This is a genomic window from Amycolatopsis anabasis (assembly GCF_009765355.1).
Classification (GTDB): domain Bacteria; phylum Actinomycetota; class Actinomycetes; order Mycobacteriales; family Pseudonocardiaceae; genus Amycolatopsis; species Amycolatopsis anabasis.
The window spans coordinates 23,843-41,767 of sequence record NZ_VTHK01000012.1; the positions used below are offsets into that span (position 1 = coordinate 23,843).

General features: G+C 66.7%; 18 protein-coding genes. 16 read left to right on the forward strand and 2 right to left on the reverse strand.

The genetic code is table 11. From position 1 onward, the window contains the following. Positions 1-12: 12 nt before the first annotated feature. Both FXO23_RS17490 and FXO23_RS17495 read right to left on the reverse strand, forming a co-directional pair. Positions 13-561 (reverse strand): cupin domain-containing protein, encoded by a 549-nt coding sequence (locus FXO23_RS17490; protein WP_158886140.1) that lies wholly within the window; start codon positions 559-561, stop codon positions 13-15. Continuing rightward, complete coding sequence (locus FXO23_RS17495) at positions 558-878, reverse strand: hypothetical protein (RefSeq protein WP_158886142.1); 321 nt, start codon at positions 876-878, stop codon at positions 558-560. The genes FXO23_RS17490 and FXO23_RS17495 overlap by 4 nt, the downstream gene beginning before the upstream one ends. 597 nt (positions 879-1,475) lie before the next feature. On the opposite strand from FXO23_RS17495, the gene FXO23_RS17500 reads away from it, so the two are divergent. The 16 genes from FXO23_RS17500 to FXO23_RS17575 all read left to right on the forward strand — a co-directional run bounded on the left by FXO23_RS17500 (position 1,476) and on the right by FXO23_RS17575 (position 17,883). Then, positions 1,476-2,147, forward strand: a complete 672-nt coding sequence (locus FXO23_RS17500; RefSeq protein ID WP_158886144.1) for a hypothetical protein — start codon at positions 1,476-1,478, stop codon at positions 2,145-2,147. A gap of 244 nt (positions 2,148-2,391) precedes the next feature. Then, on the forward strand, positions 2,392-3,156 hold the full coding sequence (locus FXO23_RS17505) for a 3'-5' exonuclease (protein ID WP_158886146.1): 765 nt from the start codon (positions 2,392-2,394) through the stop codon (positions 3,154-3,156). Between the two features lie 526 nt (positions 3,157-3,682). Next, positions 3,683-5,275 carry a DNA cytosine methyltransferase gene (locus tag FXO23_RS17510; RefSeq protein WP_158886148.1) on the forward strand — a complete coding sequence of 531 codons (1,593 nt, stop codon included), beginning with the start codon at positions 3,683-3,685 and terminating at the stop codon, positions 5,273-5,275. Between the two features lie 279 nt (positions 5,276-5,554). After that, on the forward strand, positions 5,555-5,734 hold the full coding sequence (locus FXO23_RS17515; protein WP_158886150.1) for a hypothetical protein: 180 nt from the start codon (positions 5,555-5,557) through the stop codon (positions 5,732-5,734). 246 nt (positions 5,735-5,980) lie between these two features. After that, positions 5,981-6,820, forward strand: a complete 840-nt coding sequence (locus tag FXO23_RS17520; RefSeq protein WP_158886152.1) for a hypothetical protein — start codon at positions 5,981-5,983, stop codon at positions 6,818-6,820. A gap of 128 nt (positions 6,821-6,948) precedes the next feature. Further along, positions 6,949-8,031 carry a hypothetical protein gene (locus FXO23_RS17525; RefSeq protein WP_158886154.1) on the forward strand — a complete coding sequence of 361 codons (1,083 nt, stop codon included), beginning with the start codon at positions 6,949-6,951 and terminating at the stop codon, positions 8,029-8,031. Between the two features lie 156 nt (positions 8,032-8,187). Further along, on the forward strand, positions 8,188-8,487 hold the full coding sequence (locus FXO23_RS17530) for a hypothetical protein (protein WP_158886156.1): 300 nt from the start codon (positions 8,188-8,190) through the stop codon (positions 8,485-8,487). A gap of 71 nt (positions 8,488-8,558) precedes the next feature. After that, on the forward strand, positions 8,559-9,770 hold the full coding sequence (locus tag FXO23_RS17535; RefSeq protein WP_246257457.1) for a tyrosine-type recombinase/integrase: 1,212 nt from the start codon (positions 8,559-8,561) through the stop codon (positions 9,768-9,770). Next, complete coding sequence (locus tag FXO23_RS17540) at positions 9,767-12,289, forward strand: site-specific integrase (protein WP_218952080.1); 2,523 nt, start codon at positions 9,767-9,769, stop codon at positions 12,287-12,289. The genes FXO23_RS17535 and FXO23_RS17540 overlap by 4 nt, the downstream gene beginning before the upstream one ends. An 18-nt stretch (positions 12,290-12,307) precedes the next feature. Continuing rightward, positions 12,308-12,526 (forward strand): hypothetical protein, encoded by a 219-nt coding sequence (locus FXO23_RS17545; protein WP_158886160.1) that lies wholly within the window; start codon positions 12,308-12,310, stop codon positions 12,524-12,526. Between the two features lie 238 nt (positions 12,527-12,764). Beyond that, positions 12,765-12,983 (forward strand): hypothetical protein, encoded by a 219-nt coding sequence (locus FXO23_RS17550; RefSeq protein ID WP_158886162.1) that lies wholly within the window; start codon positions 12,765-12,767, stop codon positions 12,981-12,983. A gap of 294 nt (positions 12,984-13,277) precedes the next feature. Further along, entirely contained in the window at positions 13,278-14,321 is a 1,044-nt protein-coding gene (locus FXO23_RS17555) for a phosphoadenosine phosphosulfate reductase domain-containing protein (protein ID WP_158886164.1), read from the forward strand. Positions 14,322-14,608: 287 nt separating this feature from the next. Then, entirely contained in the window at positions 14,609-15,556 is a 948-nt protein-coding gene (locus tag FXO23_RS17560) for a hypothetical protein (RefSeq protein ID WP_158886166.1), read from the forward strand. Positions 15,557-15,667: 111 nt separating this feature from the next. Further along, complete coding sequence (locus tag FXO23_RS17565; protein ID WP_158886168.1) at positions 15,668-16,144, forward strand: hypothetical protein; 477 nt, start codon at positions 15,668-15,670, stop codon at positions 16,142-16,144. A 75-nt stretch (positions 16,145-16,219) separates the two neighbouring features. Next, complete coding sequence (locus FXO23_RS17570) at positions 16,220-16,597, forward strand: hypothetical protein (protein WP_158886170.1); 378 nt, start codon at positions 16,220-16,222, stop codon at positions 16,595-16,597. Between the two features lie 305 nt (positions 16,598-16,902). Continuing rightward, entirely contained in the window at positions 16,903-17,883 is a 981-nt protein-coding gene (locus FXO23_RS17575) for a hypothetical protein (protein WP_158886172.1), read from the forward strand. The last annotated feature ends 42 nt before the right edge of the window (positions 17,884-17,925 follow it).

The following is a 17,925-nucleotide window of genomic DNA, read 5'->3' on the forward strand; positions in this document are numbered from 1 at the left end:
CGGCCGTGCTGTTCACTCCCACAGGTCCACACCCGTCTCGGGCGTCAGGCTGTGCGCCAGGTCGATGCTGAGCTGCCCGAGCGCGTAATCACGGCGCAGTTGCCGGACCCGCTCGGCGACCAGGTCGTCCAGATCCGGGCGCAGTACGGTGTCGTCGCCGAAGGTCTGATCGGTGCGTGCCTCGAACGCGGCGACCTCCTCCTCCGGCTCGAGGTTCAGCGCCGCGTGCGGCACCCCGGGCGGGATCCAGATGACCGAGCCGGGCCAATGCAGCACCGGTTCCATCTCCTCGCCGCACAGCGAGGCGGCGATGCCCTGATGGACGTAGACGACGATCTCGGACTCGGCGTGTTCGTGCGCCTGGGTGCTGTGCCCGCCCGGCATCCGCACCACCCCGGCCGAGAGCCCGCGCACGGGCGCCACCCCGGAATGCACGGCGGGAATCAGCACCTGCTGCTGCACCCCACGCACCGGCGGCAGCGCGGAAACGTTGGTGTGAAAGGGTTCTGCCCCTGACGATCGAGGGTGCGGGGTGGGCGGCGTGGTCGCGTCGAGGCTCATCGGGAACTCCCCTCGGGCGCGATCCGGAATTCCACCAGCTGCTCGTCGACGGAGTACGCCGACATCACGGTGAGCCCGCTGGCCGTCAGCCGAGCCCGCACGTCATCCTCGGCCGTTTCGGGATCGGCCACCTGCGCGAATCCGGCGAACGCGGGCTTCGCGCTGTCGCCCCGCCGATGCCGCGCCAGATGCGCCCAGCCGCTCCATCGATCCCAGGTCAGCACCACGTCCGCCGCGACCGGCGCGCCCGCGGCCGCTGGCGTCGCTGACCGTGCAGCGCCGGGTATCGGCGGCGCTATCGTCACCTCGGCTGTCATGTCTCAATTTCCCCCTCGATTTTCCTCTGAGACCTTCCGGCTCGATCTGCGCTTTGCCTGTGGATCCGGGAGGTCAGCACGCTCGCCGTGGACGTGCTCGCTACCGCGAGAGCGCGCCCGGCGCCGCGCGTACGCGCCGGGCCGAGGTGTGAGCGGCGGCCACGGCGGAAAGGAGACCGGATACCGCAGAGTCGGCATCCGGTGACACCGACGGTGAACCGGGCGGCGAACACGCCAGCCCGCGCGAAACGACGATCTGCATGAGGTCCCCCAACCTCTGGCCGTGGCCGATTCCCCCCGAACCGGCCAGCGACCCACCTCGCCGTACAGCTGAACAAGCCGGACGCGGTGGAACGCTAAGATCCACTCTTTCCCCGAAAACTACTCTGCGTCAAGTGCCACTTCGCCGGGTTGAGCAGCCATAACAGACAGTTGCGGGCTTCGTGTGGAGCGAAACACACTGCTACCCACCACGCACAGCCACCGCTCCGGGCCGGGGTTGAGACGGGCCAGCGGCCCGTCGTTCCGACGTCGAAACCACAACGACCGGCTAAGGTGTGTGAGGGGCTTGACAGGTCGTGCAAGGAGGGGAAGGCGATGCGGAGCACCAAGAACGGAGTCGCGTGGCGGGACGCGGTCGACCTCGAGCGCAAATTCTCGGTCGGCACCCAACGCGAGCCGATCCCTCCGCCACCCGCGTTGCAGAATCGACGCGAGCGCGGCGAGTACACAGTGGCCGAGTTCTCCCGACTGCGCGGGGAATACCTGCGCTACGAGCGTTTCGAGAGCAGAGCCGTCCAGGTCACCCCGGGCGGTCCCGCTTTCGCTGCCGGGTCGCCGGAGTTCGTCGGAGGCTTCCTCATCGGTACCGCGATGCGCCGGATCCACCGGCGCCGCAAAGCCCGGGCGATGGCCGCGCCGCAGTGGTACGAATACCGCATCGACAGCGTCGTAGTGACCACACACCGGCTCTGGTGTCTGACCGGCGGAGATGGGCCCAACTTCAACTATGACCTGATCACCAACCTCACGCTGCTCCCCCGAATCCCGGCGTTGACGCTGTCCTTCCTGCCCGGACACGGGCCGGTGAGAGACCTGCGGATCAGCGGTGAATGGGCGCCATGGATCGCGGTCGCCGTCGCCTACTACACCTACGGTACGGACCAGGCCCGGCAACTTCCCACGCTCGCGCCGCTGCGCGAAACACCCCGCCCCACCACCCACGTCACTCCCGCGGTGCCCCAGTTGCGCAACCGAACACGGCGCTGACTGCGTCAACCAGGGCGACGGTGCTGCCGGCGCGCTCGCTGGCAGCGCACCACGACGAGGAGAACCCGCCCCACACACCAGGGCGCGCGCCAGCATCGCTAAATTGCACACAGAACAAAATAGTCGTCGGGCAAAAACACCACAGGATTAACGTTCGATTCTAAAATAGAAATATCGGGATTTACTCGGGACCGACACCCCGCGAAACCCAGGCATAGATCGAACGAATTCCCAGGAGTTTATCGTGTTTCTCGACGACTCACCCCTGCCCACCTGCGCGTGCAGTCCGAAACCCGTGGTCCCCGAGACGCGCGCGGTCAGCGACTGCCCGCTGTGCCTCGGCAGTGGCCGCGCCGACGCCGTCTCGACGGCCCCGTGCCGGTGCGTCACCGCCGAACGGGACGCGGCCGCCGCCTGGGCCGCCGACGTCCTCGCCGACCCGGGGATAGCAGTCCTCGACTGCGAGACCACCGGTCTGGTGGGCAGCTACGCGGTGGAGATCACCGCGCTCGACGCCGACGGCGCGGTCCTGCTGGACACCCTGGTCAACCCACAGATCCCCATCCCCGCCGACGCGACCGCGGTCCACGGCCTCACCGACGCCGACGTGGCGGCGGCGCCCACGTTCTCCCAGATCCTGCCCCAGCTCGAACACGCACTGGCGGGCAGGCGCTTAGTGATCTACCACGCCGCATTCGACACCGGGGTCCTCTCCCGCGAACTCGACCGCCACCACCGCGCCCTGCACCCCAGCGAGACCGCCCCATCCTGTGGCTCGGAATGGCACCTGCACTGCCATCACGTCCGGACCGCGACCTGGTGGCAGCGCGTGCGCCAGATCGACTGCGCCATGCAGCAGTACGCCGCCTTCAACGGCGAGTGGAACCCGGACAAGGGCCGATTCGCGCGCGTCCGGCTCGACGGTGGCCACCGCGCCCGCGGCGACTGCGAAGCAGTGCTGGCCCGCCTGGCCACCATGGCCGCCCACCTCCAGCCCGAACGGGTGTGACCAGTCCGCTGGTCGGCACCGGTGCGGTGCCGACCAGCGCCGGGGTTGTCCGTGCGCACCACGACGCGCCGGAACTAGGCCGTCGAGGAGGAGGTGTGGGGCGGAATGGCACCACCGCCGAAGCGGCTAAAGGGTTGACGGCCCGGCTACCAGCCGCCCCACACCAATCGAACGAATCCATCAACCCGAAAGGCTCGTGCGCAAAAGCGCACTCCCTGCCTGGCCCTGAATCCGAACCAGCAGTGTAGCGCGGCGCCCGCCCGCGAAGCCGGGAGGCGTGCCCAGGCCGCACGCGCCGATCGCCACCCCGCACCCGCAACCGTCCGAGTAAATGGTGCCACTCGTTCACACATCTCGGGAATCAGGCTCCCACCTCCCGAAAATCTGCACTCAAAACAATCCTGCATTGCCTATCTTGCGTGAACCGCCGGAATTGCTGGTAATTTTGTTCATGTGACGCCGAAGTGACGACTCGGCCGACTTCATAGATCGAACGAAATTCCTCAATTCAAAGGTGGGTACACCTGTGCTTACTGCGACTGATCTCTTTTGTGGCGCGGGCGGCGAAGCGCAAGGCGGAGCCGTTTACCCCTGGCTGGAAACCATTTACGCGGCCAACCACTGGGAACAGGCCATAGAAACACACGCCGCTAATTTCCCGAACATCAATCACGTCGTCGCCAACATCTCCCAGATCGACCCTCGGTACTTCGCCACGACGGAACTGCTCTGGGCCTCGCCCGAGTGCACCAACCACTCAGGAGCCAAGGGAGTCAAGCGGGCGTTGCAGCAGGCAGTTCTCCAGCCGGACATGTTCGGCGAGACGCTTCCGATCGAAGCGGCCGAGCGTTCGCGAGCGACGATGTGGGACGTCGTCCGGTTCACTGAACACCACCGGTACAAGGTCGTCGTCGTCGAAAACGTCGTCGAGGCCGTGAACTGGGTGATGTGGAAATCCTGGCTGTCCGCGATGCACGCCATGGACTACGAGCACCACGTCGTCTACGCGAACTCGATGCATTTTCCCGGCGCATTGACCGGCCGCGCGCCGCAATCCCGCGACCGCATCTACGTGGTGTTCTGGCTTAAAGGAAACAAGGCCCCGGACCTCGCGCTGCGCCCGAAGTCCTACTGCTATTCCTGCGACGAAGTGGTCGAGGGCATTCAGATGTTCAAACCGCGCACGAAGGCGTGGCCGGAAGAACGCTGGGGCCGGTACGGCAAGCAGTATTTCTACCGCTGCCCGAAACTGAGCTGCCGAGGCGCCGAGGTGGCACCCCTCGTATCCCCCGCTCTCACCGCGATCGACTGGTCGATGCCCGGCCAACGGATCGGCGACCGCGACAAGCCGTTGAAACCGGCGACGATGGCCCGCATCCAGCTCGGCATCGACCGCTTCGCCTTTGCTCAGTTGGTCCCCGCTGGCGGCACCTGGAACGACGACACGACCCCGGTCACCGACCCGATGCGCACCCGCACCACCCGGGACACCGAGGGCCTGCTGTCCCTGCCTGGGAGCGCGATGCTCATCCCCACCGAAGGCCGCGCGGGCAAGCAGGCCGCGCCGGTCACCCAGCCGATACGGACCCTGACCACTCGCGCTGAAACCGCGCTGCTGGTGCCCTACTACGGCACGGCGTCCAGCGCCACCCCGGTCAGCGCGCCGATCGGCACGCTGACCACCCGCGACCGGTACGGGGTCGCGTTCGTGGCCACGCTGCGCGGCGGCGGCAGCAAGCGCGAGGTCCGCCGCGTGACCGAACCCCTTGCCGCGTTCTGTGCCAACGGGTTCCACCACCTGCTCGTGACCGGCACCCGGGACGCGCAGGACGGACAGATGCGTACGCCGATCTCCGAACCGGCGAGCACCTTCAGCACCGGAGGCCATCAAGGACTGGTCGACCACGAGATGCGCCCGAAGATCCAGATCGAGGACTGCACGTTCCGGATGCTCGAACCACACGAGATCCAGGCCGCCATGGCGTTCGGTGCCGACTACACCATGACCGGCACCCGCCGGGCCCGGGCCAAGCAACTCGGGAACGCGGTCACCCCGCCTGCGAGTGAATGGCTCTACGGCCGGATCGGCGAATCCCTGGGCTACCCCACCGCTGCCTGAGCACCGCGCCGTGGGGCGGCTGGACCCGCTCCAGCCGCCCCACGGGGACCGCACGGCGCACCGCTCCCGCGGCGGCGCAGTCGACAACAAACGGACACCCCCTGATCGAGAAGAAAGGCAAGCACACCATGACGTGGACAATCACGCTGACGGAACAGAACCGAGCGGCGGGCTTTTACGAATGGTTCACGATGTCGTCCGAGGGACCCTGATACTGGGAACACACCGCGCTCGCCGAAATAGTCGCTACAGCCAGGGATTGGTACCCTCTACGACTTCATGGCAGAACCCGAGGTGCCGTTGACCATCACGCTGCCCCCGGACGCCGCGACCGCACTCTACAAATGGCTGGAATCGGGCGAGGGGGCTCGATACCGGGAACACCCGGTGCTCGGCGAGATGCACGCCTCGCTCAGTGCATGGTGCCGCCAGGTACGGAGTCCGCACCACCCTGCCTGACCACCGGCACCGCAGGCCCGGCTTCCCGAACGGGAGGCCGGGCCATCTACGCGACCCACAGCCCGACAAATGCGCACAAATAGATTCCTGACACGAAAATCCGAGCCTTAACCTCCCTTGGTCTCGTAAAGTCAGAGGTGTCAGCGGAACGGGAATGACACCCCCGGAACCAACGACGATAGATCGAACGAAATCCCTGCCGGAAAGGCGTATCGTCTGATGGTAAATACAATTGTCGACCATTCCGTGCCGTTCGCGATGGTGCTCGACCACGTGCCCGAACGACTCGGGGCTGGAACCGCCGAGCATCAGGGCGACCCACACGACCACGTGGCGATCACCACGAGCGGCAGCAGCGTGATCGGCAAGATCACGTTCACCCTCGAGGGCTCCACGGTGCTGCACGTCGGGCACGAACGCCCGGGCACAGGCGACTGGATCGAAACCGAGCGGGTGGTGCTCACCCCGGGCGAGCGCGAAGCTCTCCTCGAGGATCTACTGAAGCACCGCACGAGGTGCGGCCAGCGAGTGGCCAAAGGAGTCAATTGCCACCTGCCGATCTTTCCGATCAAGCTGACCGACACCGAGACCGTTCTGGCTCGCTACCTGGGCGCGGACGAGCAGCCCGAGCATCGCGCGGCCGCGGCCTATGCGGCCGGGATCGTCTCCGGGCGGGTCGCCCCCGTGACCGACTGGCTTCAGTACGAGTCGCTGGCGGCCGCGCTCGGCAGTCCCGCTGAGTACACGACCATGCTGAGCACCGATGAGGGGTGGACGCCGGAGGCCGGGCCGCGCGGCGTCTCGCGCGACCGCTCTGCGGTCATCGGCTACCAGGCGTGGCGCAAGGGGATCGGCCTGATTCACGGTCTGGTCGATGGTCTGGTCGCCGACCCGCGCACCGGCGAGACCCATGGCGAGGACACCCCGCTCGGCGTGAGGCTCGACCTGCCCGGCGACCTGTTTACCGGCACCGGGCTGACATTGGCCGGGTTCGCTGCCGCCTTCGCCGACGACTTCCCCGCCGCCGCCACGGCGTTCCTGCGCGTGACCCGATCCCGCGGTCGTACCTGTATGGCTGGCCGCTAGGTCCGCCGAGGGTTGCCGCTGGCCCAGGCGAAGCCGGTGGCACCCCCTTGCCTCTCACAACGCAACCGATCACCGCGCCGAGCTTGCTTGCCGCGTGACCCCGCAGGCACTCCACGAAGGGCTCCATCGTGAACATCGAGTACCAGGACTACGAAATGGCCATGCTCACCGACGACAACGGTGACCTGGACGCCCTGTTCGTCTCCGCGCCGCCTGACGTCGAACGCCGCCACCCGGACGAGCTGGTCACCGTCTACCGCGAACCAGGCCACACGCCCCGGATCGTGCGCGCCGGCCACGTCGCCCTCCACCCCGCGCCGATCGGCTGGGACAGCCAGCCCAAGCAGTTGGGCGAGTTCGAACTGTGGCTTCCCGCATGCGCGTACTGCGACACCGAACTTGCCCCCTACGCGATCCCGGTCCCGCGCCACCTTCCGGACCCGGCGGGCCCGCACCGCAACGACCACATCTGCCGTTGGCACCCGAGGACCGATCGGCCCCGCCCGCATCTGGGCAAGTACCGGGTCTTCAATAGCGTGACCGGCGCCGTGTTCGCCGCGTCGCCGAACGGGAAGGTTGGCGCGCGGCTGCGGTCCCGCGAGCGCGGCATCGCGCGCTTCCGTCCGAACGTCCAGGCCGGTCTCCAGCAGGACGCGCTGGTCGTGGCCAAGCAGCGCGTCGAGACCGCGACCACCGAGCTGAGCTGCCTCGCCCGCGACGAGATCGCGGACCGGATCCGCAGCGTCGTGCCCGACGCCACCCACATCCACGTCGACCTCGGCGGTTGGTTCGAGAACAACAGCGAATCGATCCTGCTGGCCGTCTACGACGGAACCCGGCAGCCGGTGTGGCACGACAACGTCCATGGCCCGCGCGGACCGCACGGCCTCATCGATGACCACTGGACCCGGCAGCGGGCCGACGTCGAGACGATCGTGGACATCGTGCTCGAGGTGGCCAACCCGGCCACAGCTGGCTGGCCGCACTACGCCCCGGACGGAGACGAGAACTACCTCGGCAGCGACGCGGTCTACGAGATCACCTTCCCACCCGCCGCCCGCAACCCGGTTTCTGCGCAGCGTCCCGTAGGACCCCGCGAGCTCAAGGGCATCGCACTCGACTCCCGGATCGTCCGGCCAGTCCAGCTCGTGGGCACCGGCGGCCACACGCGGCGCAGGAGCTACACCGTGTTCTTCGGGATCGGCATGTAACCCCCGCCTCAGCCGTGTGCGGGTCCGGCCTCGACCGCGAGTCGGCCGGACCCGCCGCGGTTCAGGCCCTGGGAACTCACGCCTCGACCGTCCGAAGTGGAGGACACCGATGTTGAACCCGTTGAACCTCACTCCGTTCGCGGAAGGAGAGAAGCGATGAGTCGCCAGTTGGCCCTGCGATTGTCACCTGTGGTCGCGTTCTACCAGGTGGGGGTGGCAGAAGCGGAAGAACTGCTGATCGCCTGGCGGCATCCCCTGCATCTGCCCTCTGACGAGCACCCCACTGGCAGGCCCTACACGCGCCCGTTCGGCAGCCTGGCCTTCGTCATGGAGGACCGAGGTCGGCGTGCGGCCATCGTCGTGCTGGCCAGCACCATCAACGCGAGCGTGTGCAAGGCGCGTGTATTGACTGAACTAATGGGACAGTTTTTGCAGCTCAGAAGGGGTTTCTGCTAGCTTCCCGCGCCATGCCTGCTCTGGGAGATCAACGGGATCTGGCTGCGCTTGTGCTGCCAGAAGTCGGCCGGTTGGCCGGCACGGGCGATGCGTGGGAGCCCTACCTGCTCCTCGACGCTGATGACGTCGTGGTTCGTCCAGTCGCCGCGTACTTCGCCGAGCTGCAGGCGGCCGACGCGTCGAAGTCGACGGTCTACTCGTATGGAAACGACCTTCTGCGGTGGTGGCGGTTCCTCTACGCGGTCGACGTGGCCTGGAATCGGGCCACGCGCGTGGAGGCGCGGGACTTCATGCGGTGGATGCGGATCGCGGACAAACCCGTCCGACCCCACTGGCGCCACAAGGACAACCCCGAGCCCCCGCGTTCCGCGCCGCGGCGGTCGTCGGGAGCCGTGAATCCGGTGACTGGGAAGTCGAGGCCGGGCAGGAAGTACGCGGCGTCGACCCGTGCCCATGCCGAGACGGTGCTGCGGGCGTTCTACGACTACCACCTGCAGGTGGGGACCGGGCCGATCATCAACCCGTTCCCGCTGGACCGCTCGCGCCGGAAAGGCAGGGCGAACGCCCACCACAACCCGCTCGAGCCGTTCAAGAAGGAGCGGACCGGCCGCTACCGGCCCAAGACACCCCAGCGGATCCCGAAGCGGATCCCCGACGAGGTGTTCACCGAGTTGTTCGCCGGGTTGAACCACCACCGGGACCGGGCGCTGCTGGCGTTCTGGGTCTCCAGCGCCGCCCGCGCCGAGGAACTGCTCACCGTCCCTCAGCAGCACGCCGATCCGGGCCAGCAGGTCATCGGGGTGACCCGGAAGGGCAGCGGGGCGTTTCAGTGGTTGCCGGCGTCGCCGGATGCGTTCGTGTGGTTGCGGCTCTACCAGGAAGAACTCTGGCGCAAGGGTGCTCCCCGCGGCCGGACCGAGCCGTTGTGGTGCACGCTGCGGCGGCCCTGGCGCCCGCTGACCTACCCGGCCGCCCGCGCCATGCTCATCCGCGCCCAGGCCCTGCTCGGCTCGAACTACTCGCCGCACGATCTGCGGCATACCGGGGCCTACCGGATGGCCCAGGACCCCGACATGCCGATCACCGACGTCCAGCAGATCCTCGGCCACGCCAGCCTGAGCACCACCCAGATCTACACCACCCCCACCGCCGAAGACGTCATCGCCAGCGCCCTGGCCCACCACCGACGGCGGGCCGAGGGCCGAACCGCACCCACTGCGGCGCCGCCAAGTTCGGGCTACAACCCGGATTCCCTGAACGTCCTATTCGGGGGACGGTCGTGACCGACAGGGCACAGACCCTCGACCAATCAGCTGAAGTCGACACCGGGGCAGACGCGCCAGCCACTTTCCACGGCGAGGCGGCTCGAAAGCTGGTGCTTCGGTTCCCTGCTCGCACCCGGCCCGACAGTTGGCCGACGACTGCCGCCAGCAGGGCCGAGATCCTCACTCTCATCGATCAACCTCAGATGCGGGCCGGGGAGAGGAGGACGCAGGACGCGCGGCGTTATGGTGTCAAGCGATTGCTGCGGTGGTTGGAGACCTTTCCGGGTTCGACCTGGCAGGAGCGGTGGCAGGCCAGCTCTGCCTCGTCCCTGGGCTCCCAGTGGCTTCAGGTTCTGGTGACCTGGTTGGACGGCCGGGGAGAGCGGCCCAGGTCGGCGGAACTGAAAAGTGGGCTGCTTTGCCTGCTGGCGGCGGACGTCATACGCCCCGACCTGGAATTTCTCATGCAGACTCACCGCTCTTGGCAGTTCCGAGAGGCCATCGCTACCCACCGCGATCCGGTCGGGTTTGCGCGACTCGCGGAAGTCTGCGATTCGGACATGCTGGTCTCCCGGAGATGGCGGACAGCGCTCGGGCAGATTGCCACCATCATCACCGCGAAGGGCGGTCACGTCGCGGACATCACGGTTGGGGATTGCCTCGAACTTCGCCGGGTCGAACACGACACGCTCAAACGAGGAGGCCACAGCCGGTTCCAGTTTTACGCGCTGCTCAAGGACTTGGGTCTGTTCCCGTCAGACGCTCCAGCCACGCTCAGGATGTTCACCAAATTTTCCGGACAGGTAACTCCCCAGCAGCTGGTCGACCGCTACAGACCGGAATGCCGTCCGATCCGCGACCTCTTTGTCGACTACATCACCGAACGTCAGCCGACCTTGGACTACACCTCGTTGCAAACCCTCGCCTATGCGCTGGTCTCGATGTTCTGGAAGGACCTGGAGAACCACCATCCACGCATCGACTCGTTACGTCTTCCCCAGGAGGTCGTGACTGCCTGGAAACAGCGGATAAGCACCAAGGTCACCCGCCGTCGTCTACCAGACGGCACGGTCCTCGAGGTGAGGAGTCCTCGCGACAGCTACCTGGACATCCTGAGCTACGTCCGCGGGTTCTATCTCGACCTCGCCGAGTGGGCGCAGGAGGACCCGGCCCGCTGGGGACCCTGGGCCGCACCCAACCCCGTCAGCAGCAGAGAAATCAGCTACAAGAAGCACGATTCTCGCGTCAAGGCGAAGATGGACCAACGGACCCGGGAACGCCTGCCAGTGCTTCCTACCCTGGTCCGCGCTGCCGAGCAGCGACTCCGGGACGCCCGGGCCCGGCTGGAAGCCGTCCGCGCTGCCACTGCCAGGAGTTCGTTCACAGTCCTTGGCGAGACCTTCCTGAAGGCGGCTAGCAGGGACGACGGCGACCCGAACGCGTCGGTCGTCGCCTACGACCAAAGCGGACGACGGCGGTACTTCGGGCAGGAGGAACATCGGGCCTTCTGGGGATGGGCGGCAATTGAGTTCCTCCGCCACACCGGCACCCGAATTGAGGAGATGCTGGAAACCAGCCACCACAGCATCACCCAATACATCCTTCCGACCAGTGGCGAACGCATCCCGCTCCTCCAGATCGCCCCATCCAAGACCGACCTGGAGCGGCTGCTGGTCGTGAGTCCCGAACTGGCCGACGTCCTCAGCGTGATCATCAGCCGCATCCGCCGTGACAACGGCGCGGTCCCGCTGGTCCCCTTCCACGACGTCCTGGAGAAGGTCTGGATGGAACCTCTGCCCCTGCTGTTTCAATGGCGCAGCGGGGGCGAAAACCGTGCCATCTCACCCAGTTTGATCCGAAAAGCGATCAACGAGATCCTCGCGGACACCGGCCTCACCGATGCCACCGGGCAGCCGCTGCACTTCCAACCGCACGACTTCCGGAGGATCTTCGCCACCGAGGCCATCATGAACGGGATGCCGCCCCACATCGCCCAACTCATCCTCGGGCACCAGGACATCAACACCACCATGGGCTACAAGGCGGTCTATCCCGAGGAAGCCATCAACGGCCACCGGGCCTTCATCGCCCGCCGCCGAGCCCTGCGCCCCGCCGAGGAATACCGGGTCCCCACCGACGAGGAATGGGACGAGTTCCTCGGCCATTTCCAGCGGCGCAAGGTCGCTCTGGGCGACTGCGGCCGCGCCTACGGGACCAGTTGCCAGCACGAGCACAGCTGCATCCGATGCCCGCTTCTTCGCGTTGACCCGAAGGAGAAACCCCGTCTGATCGAGATCCGCGACAACCTCACCGACCGAATCGAGGAAGCCGAACGCGAAGGCTGGCTCGGCGAAGCTGAAGGCCTGCACGTCAGCCTGTCCGCCGCGAACGACAAACTCGCCTACCTGGAGAGACGCGCCCACCGCGCCACCACCATCAACCTCGGCCTCCCCACCTTCGGAGAGATCATCGGCAGAACCGCCACCCTTCCCGCCCGGCCCACGCGGCAGGCTCCCGCTCTCGACACGGTCAGCTGACCAAGGACGGCACCCACCATGAACCTGGACACCAACGATGCCGTCGAGCTGGCCGAACTGCTCCAGTTCCTGCACGACTGGCTCGCCACCGACCCCGACCGGTTAGCCGAGTCACTGGACCGGTTCGTCGGAAGCCGGGCCTACGACCTCGCCGAGCTGCGCACCGACCTCAATCGGTTCACCTTCCTCCTCGGCGGCAACGACGGCGAAGGTCTGTTCACCCACGAATCCGAGTAGCGAGGCATCGATCCCAGTAGGTCGCAGCAGTTGCTCGTAGTTCAGAGAACGCGGCTGGCACCGGTACAACACCGTCGACCTCGCCCGGATCGCACGAAGCCCGGATCGCCGCGACCAGCAGTGCCTGCGCGCGGTGTTGCGCATCGCCCGGGACTACCTTGTCCCGCTGTGGCTCGGGGCCTACCCCCGTTGGGATGCGCGCAGCGCCGAGTTATGCGGGCAGCCACAGATCGAAGCCGTGTCGAGCACCAGCCTGCCCGGAACACCCGGCCAGATGTACCGGTTCGACGGATTCGAACGCATCCGGGTCTCGCGGGGCGCCAAAGGCGGCGGGCACCAGCGGCCCAGCGTCGCGAACGCCATCGACGACGGCGCGCGGGGTCTGTGGGTCTACCGCTACCCGCAACCAGTACGACCCGCCACCGCCTCAAGGGAATCCCGCACGGTGACCGCGTAACGGGCCTGCACTTTCGCGTCCATCAAAAACGTTCGCCAGTTCACTTCTTTAGCGGGATTAGACGACCTGGGCGGGATTTACGTATAGCGTGGAAAACACCGTGACGAGCCGAGCCTAGTCGGAACTCCGCACACATTCGGACTCCTGTTCTGGTCAATCTCCGGCCACAGAGAGCGCACATCCCGGAATCCGGCGACGGGAAGAGCCAGATACAGGGAGGACTCCTCCCACCGGCCTCAGCGCGCGATCACGGGCGAAATCCCCCGGCCTCTTTACAGGAAGGCGCCCGCTGCCATGTCTCAGCTCCCCCTGCTCGAATTGCCTCAACACACCATCACTCCAGCGCCCGAGCCTGACCTGTGCGATTACGACATCGTCGTGGTCGGCTTGTCCGGCAAGGACGGAGTCACCGCGCTCATGGAAATGGCGGCACGGTGCCGCGCCGCCGGAGTCTTCGACCGCCTGTGGACCGTGCATGCAGACCTCGGCTTGATGGAAGCTCCGGGCGTTCATTTTGAAGGACGGTACTACCCCAGCAACCGGGAACTGGTGGCCCTGCAAAGCACCTATTTCGGTGTGCCTGCCAGCCGTCACATCGAGACGCACCGCACCGTGCTGGATGGCACGACCTGGCGAGACCAGACCTTGATCGAGTACGTCGCGATGAAGGGAATGTTTCCGGACGCGGCCCGTCGCTGGTGCACCAGCGACCTAAAATCTACGAAAATCAAGGCGGCTCTGACCCCGCTCGTGCGGCATCTGCGCAAGCAACTCGATCGTCCGGTGCGCATCTTAAACGTGCTCGGCTTGCGCGCGGATGAGAGTACCCACCGCGCCGAACGCCCCACCTACCAGTGCACGACGTCAAATCAACACCGTCATGTCGACGAGCACCTTCCCTGTCACCACTTCTCCACCGCGCAGGTCTGGCGGGCCATCGAGGACAGCGGAGTGCCCTACCACTGGTGGTACGACTCCGCGCCCGGCCGCGGCGACCGCGCCGGCGCCAGCCGCCTGTCCTGCTCGCTGTGCATTCTCGGCAGCAAAGGGGACAGCATCCTCGCGGTCCGCCGACGGCCCCGCCTGGCCGCGCTCTACCACGAAGTCGAGCAGCGCACCGGGCACTTGTTCAAGCTCGACCTGCCGATGAGCCGCCTGCTGAAACTGGCTGCCCAGCCCGGTGGCCCGGACCCCGGTGTGGTGCTCGACGAACAGAACCCGGAATTCGATGCCCTGGAGGCCCGCGTCCGCAGGCACCTCGACCAGCCCGTCAAGCTCAAGGCCAGCACCGCCCACACCACCGACCCGGGGTGCCTGGCCTGCACCGGATGCGGCTGAAGATCTCCCCCCTCGCTGGCTGTGTACCCGCGGAAGCACCACGCGGGCACACAGCCAGCAATTCCCAACATTCGGCCCGCCATCAGCCACGGGAAAAATGCTCACGGAATCGGCCATCACAAGGAAAAAGATGCTGAGTCGTCCTCTATGGACATACGGTGGGTAGTGGTCGCGGCCGGGGGTGACGGCCCCTGGAAGCGCCGACGGCAGATCGAACGAAACCCCGGGCCCTGCTCACGGAGAACCGCCAGCCCAATACCTCACCGAGCCACGGAGGCGAGTGCAGCATGACCACCCCAGCCCCGAAACCCTGCCAGCAAGTGCGTGGGAGGAACCGCGACAAACCCAATGGAACCATCGAGGAGAATTTCGCCATCATGCTCTCCGTGCTGGAAGCAGTGGAGACGCCTCAGGGCTTACGCGTGCTGGCTCCCGGCATCGTCGAGATCCTGGACGAAACCCCCGAGCATCGGCTGACAATTTCCGGACCACACTACGGAAGCTATTCCGGAGGCTGTTCCTGCGGCGACTGGTGGGCCATGCTGTCCAGTTCTGCGGAAGCTGGCCGGGCGCACCGTCGCCACGTTGCCTCTGTGACAGGCGGCGGCGACAACCCCGGGCCGGGTGGGAACCTGCGGGAGCAGTACAAGCAGGCCCTCGACAATGCGGCATTCGAGCCGTCTGGCAACGCTGACGTGGACCGCTTCCGCAAGCACGCGAACCATGAGTACGACGGATGGTGCTTCGTCTGCCAAGGCGATACGGCAGCGTTGGCAAACCTTCTTGCGCAGTTGCGCGGCGAAGAACTGGCCCGGCTTCGCAAGCAGGTCGAGGCGTTGGAACGGAACCTGGCCGACCTGAGCGGAATCACGGACCGACTGCCGGAGCGCGACGAGGCAGCCGTCAACGCGATCGTGTTATCCGAATCGAGTCGCGACGCGGTCGAACACGTCGTGTTGGAGCATCTCGGCAGCCTGACCTCGTACCTCGCCGAACAGGTCACAGACAAATTGTTCGAGTTCCACGAGATTCGGGATAGGCGTTCACCTGTCGCGACCGACGCGGACTCAACCTTGCCGAGTCATGTACGGCATCTGGTCTCCGGCGGTATCGGTGTTGTGCTCGCACACCACAGTGAAGGCTGGACGGCCGACTTCGGTGAGGGTCCACAGTATGTGAAGCCGCCGGACTTCGAGCCGTGGAGTCCTGCCACCCCCGCCACCGACCGCGGGTGACTTGCCCCCAACTGAGACACCCGGGCGCCCTTGGACTTCCAGGCCCAGCGCTGCTCGTGCCGAGGCACAACACATCTTGGCCCCTCACTCGAAGAACGGAGAAACCGCACAATGCAGGCATACGTACAATTCGACTACGGCTACGACCTGGGCGGCTGGCCCATGAACTGGAAAGTGCGCGAACTGACCGAACACGGCGCGCCGACCGCCCCCTGGCTCGACCACGAGATCACGACCGACGATGACTTCCGTGCCCTGGTCGAACATCGGCTGCTGACCACCGTGGCGGGCTTCACCGACACCGACATCGACGCAGCGGACTACCAAGCCCGGCGCATGGAGGCCCTGATACGCACCGGTGTCGTGCTGACCACTTACGGGGAATCCGGGGTCGAAGGTTGGATTCTCAGCGCCGAGTCCTTCTGCCTGGAGGACTGGAACGAAACCATGGACTTGAGTAACGCCGATCTGGGTGACGAGACCGCACGGAAGCATTGGAACGCCGAACTCTCGGCGGCCCTCGACGCCCTCGGCTTCACACCGCAGCAGCAACGGCCCTGCTGGCTACTCAACGCCTCCGAGGACTGACCCAGCAACACACCCACCCCATGTCCGGCCCCGCGTACGCGGGGCCGGACATGCCCATTTCTGAGATCCGAAAATATGCGAGCGCCGCCGCCCAGGGCCACACCGAAGCTCAGCGCGATCACGCGGTTGGACGCGGTGCTCCGCCGGATCGAGCTGAGCTACGAAACCACGAACGACTGGGAACGCGCCGCCGCGCTCCGGCGCACGATGGAGCGGCTGCGCAGCTACACCGAGGGTGACAACCACCGCGTGACGCTGGACGACCAGGCAGGCCACCGCGACGAGGTCGTGGTGCGTGCCACCAGCCGGAGTCAAACGGCCCGCCGCGGGCGCAGCAACGAGGCCCTGTACGTCGTCGGCCGCCGCCGGACCGTTGCCCGCGAGGCCACGGTGGTGTCGGTGGCGCGGATGTCGCTCCACGGCCCGCATCCCAGCAAGCCGGGTCGTCGCTGACCCCGCACGCGCCACCTCGATCGGCGCCCTCTGTCGCATTGGCCGGTCCCGCACACGCGGGGGCCGGCCAATGCTGTCCTGTTGCGAAGAAATGCCCCGGTGTCACGCGGGTCGTATGACAGTGCTTCTCCATTGCCCGGACAGCTTCACGAAATCTGCTCTCAAATTGGGTTGACTAGGCATAATATTCCCTCCCCATGGGTGTTGTTAAGTAAAGTAATTGGTGTCAGGGAAATGGGAGTGACGCCCCGGAGTACCGGCACTAGATCGAACGAATCCATACCCGTGGAAAGTGAATTCCTGTCATGCCTATTCCTGCTCGACGAAGTGACTACACGTCGACGGTTCCGCTGCTCGATGTCGCGCAGCGCGCCGCCGTTGCCTACGACAACGTGCTGAACGCGGCCCGGGAGCATGCCCACTGGGGTCTTCAGCACTCCTACGCGGTGATCCGCGATCGGTTCCCCACCGCCGTCCGGCTGGTGGTCGACGATTCCGAGCGGCCCGAGAACGTCTGCCGGATCACCGGCATCCACGACGACGGCCGGATCGGCGAACTGTGGCACGCGGATTTCGCGCGTGACCATCCCGAAGAGGTGATCGAGGAGGCCAGCGAGTTGCTGGAGCGCGTGCTCCAGCACCGTCCCGCCTTCCTCCTGCCCGGCTGGGAGGAGACGCGCCGCGACTCCGGCGTGTTCGACGTCGACATGACCGCCGTTCCGGCCGCGCTGGACCTCAACCGGGTGGCGGTCATCCCGGCGACGATTCCCGCGCTGCTGCGCGAGGTGCTCACCTACTGGCACCGCGAGGTCGCGCTCGCCGCCCGGGAGTACGCCCGGGGCCTGGTCGAAGGCCGGTACCGGCCCTTGACCTCGCTCACGCACTGGCACCAGGTTCCCGCAGTCCTCGGCTACGCCGTTCCCCACGGCCGTCAGGCACTGGTGGGCCCCGGCGGCATCGAGATGAGCGCGGTCGCCTGGAAGACCGGTATCGGTGTGCCGCACGGTCTCGCCGACGGCGTGCTCGAGCAGGTGGAAAACCAGCGACGCCTCGGTGTCACGCGTCCGTTCCGCCAGCGCATCCCGGTTTCCCAGGACGCTCTCGACCGGCACGACATCACGCTGGGCGAACTGGCCACCGCGTTCGACGGCGACGTGCGCGCCGCCGCGGTCGCCGTGCTCCGGGCCGAGGACATGTGGGCAGACCCCGCAGATGCCCGCAGCACCAACGACCGGTCCGGGGCTGTGCCGGGCACGCCCTTCTCGCCTGCGGCGTCGCGCGCCTGACCCGCGTCGGTGGCGGGCCGGCCGGACGGAACCGGCCCGCCC

Bases quoted from the DNA above. Each gene is read 5' to 3' on its own strand.
- FXO23_RS17530 (WP_158886156.1), top strand. From the start codon at position 8,188: ATGAGTCGCCAGTTGGCCCTGCGATTGTCACCTGTGGTCGCGTTCTAC.
- FXO23_RS17555 (WP_158886164.1), top strand. From the start codon at position 13,278: ATGTCTCAGCTCCCCCTGCTCGAATTGCCTCAACACACCATCACTCCA.
- FXO23_RS17545 (WP_158886160.1), top strand. From the start codon at position 12,308: ATGAACCTGGACACCAACGATGCCGTCGAGCTGGCCGAACTGCTCCAG.
- FXO23_RS17560 (WP_158886166.1), top strand. From the start codon at position 14,609: ATGACCACCCCAGCCCCGAAACCCTGCCAGCAAGTGCGTGGGAGGAAC.
- FXO23_RS17515 (WP_158886150.1), top strand. From the start codon at position 5,555: ATGGCAGAACCCGAGGTGCCGTTGACCATCACGCTGCCCCCGGACGCC.
- FXO23_RS17500 (WP_158886144.1), top strand. From the start codon at position 1,476: ATGCGGAGCACCAAGAACGGAGTCGCGTGGCGGGACGCGGTCGACCTC.
- FXO23_RS17490 (WP_158886140.1), bottom strand. From the start codon at position 561: ATGAGCCTCGACGCGACCACGCCGCCCACCCCGCACCCTCGATCGTCA.
- FXO23_RS17575 (WP_158886172.1), top strand. From the start codon at position 16,903: ATGCCTATTCCTGCTCGACGAAGTGACTACACGTCGACGGTTCCGCTG.
- FXO23_RS17565 (WP_158886168.1), top strand. From the start codon at position 15,668: ATGCAGGCATACGTACAATTCGACTACGGCTACGACCTGGGCGGCTGG.
- FXO23_RS17495 (WP_158886142.1), bottom strand. From the start codon at position 878: ATGACAGCCGAGGTGACGATAGCGCCGCCGATACCCGGCGCTGCACGG.
- FXO23_RS17570 (WP_158886170.1), top strand. From the start codon at position 16,220: ATGCGAGCGCCGCCGCCCAGGGCCACACCGAAGCTCAGCGCGATCACG.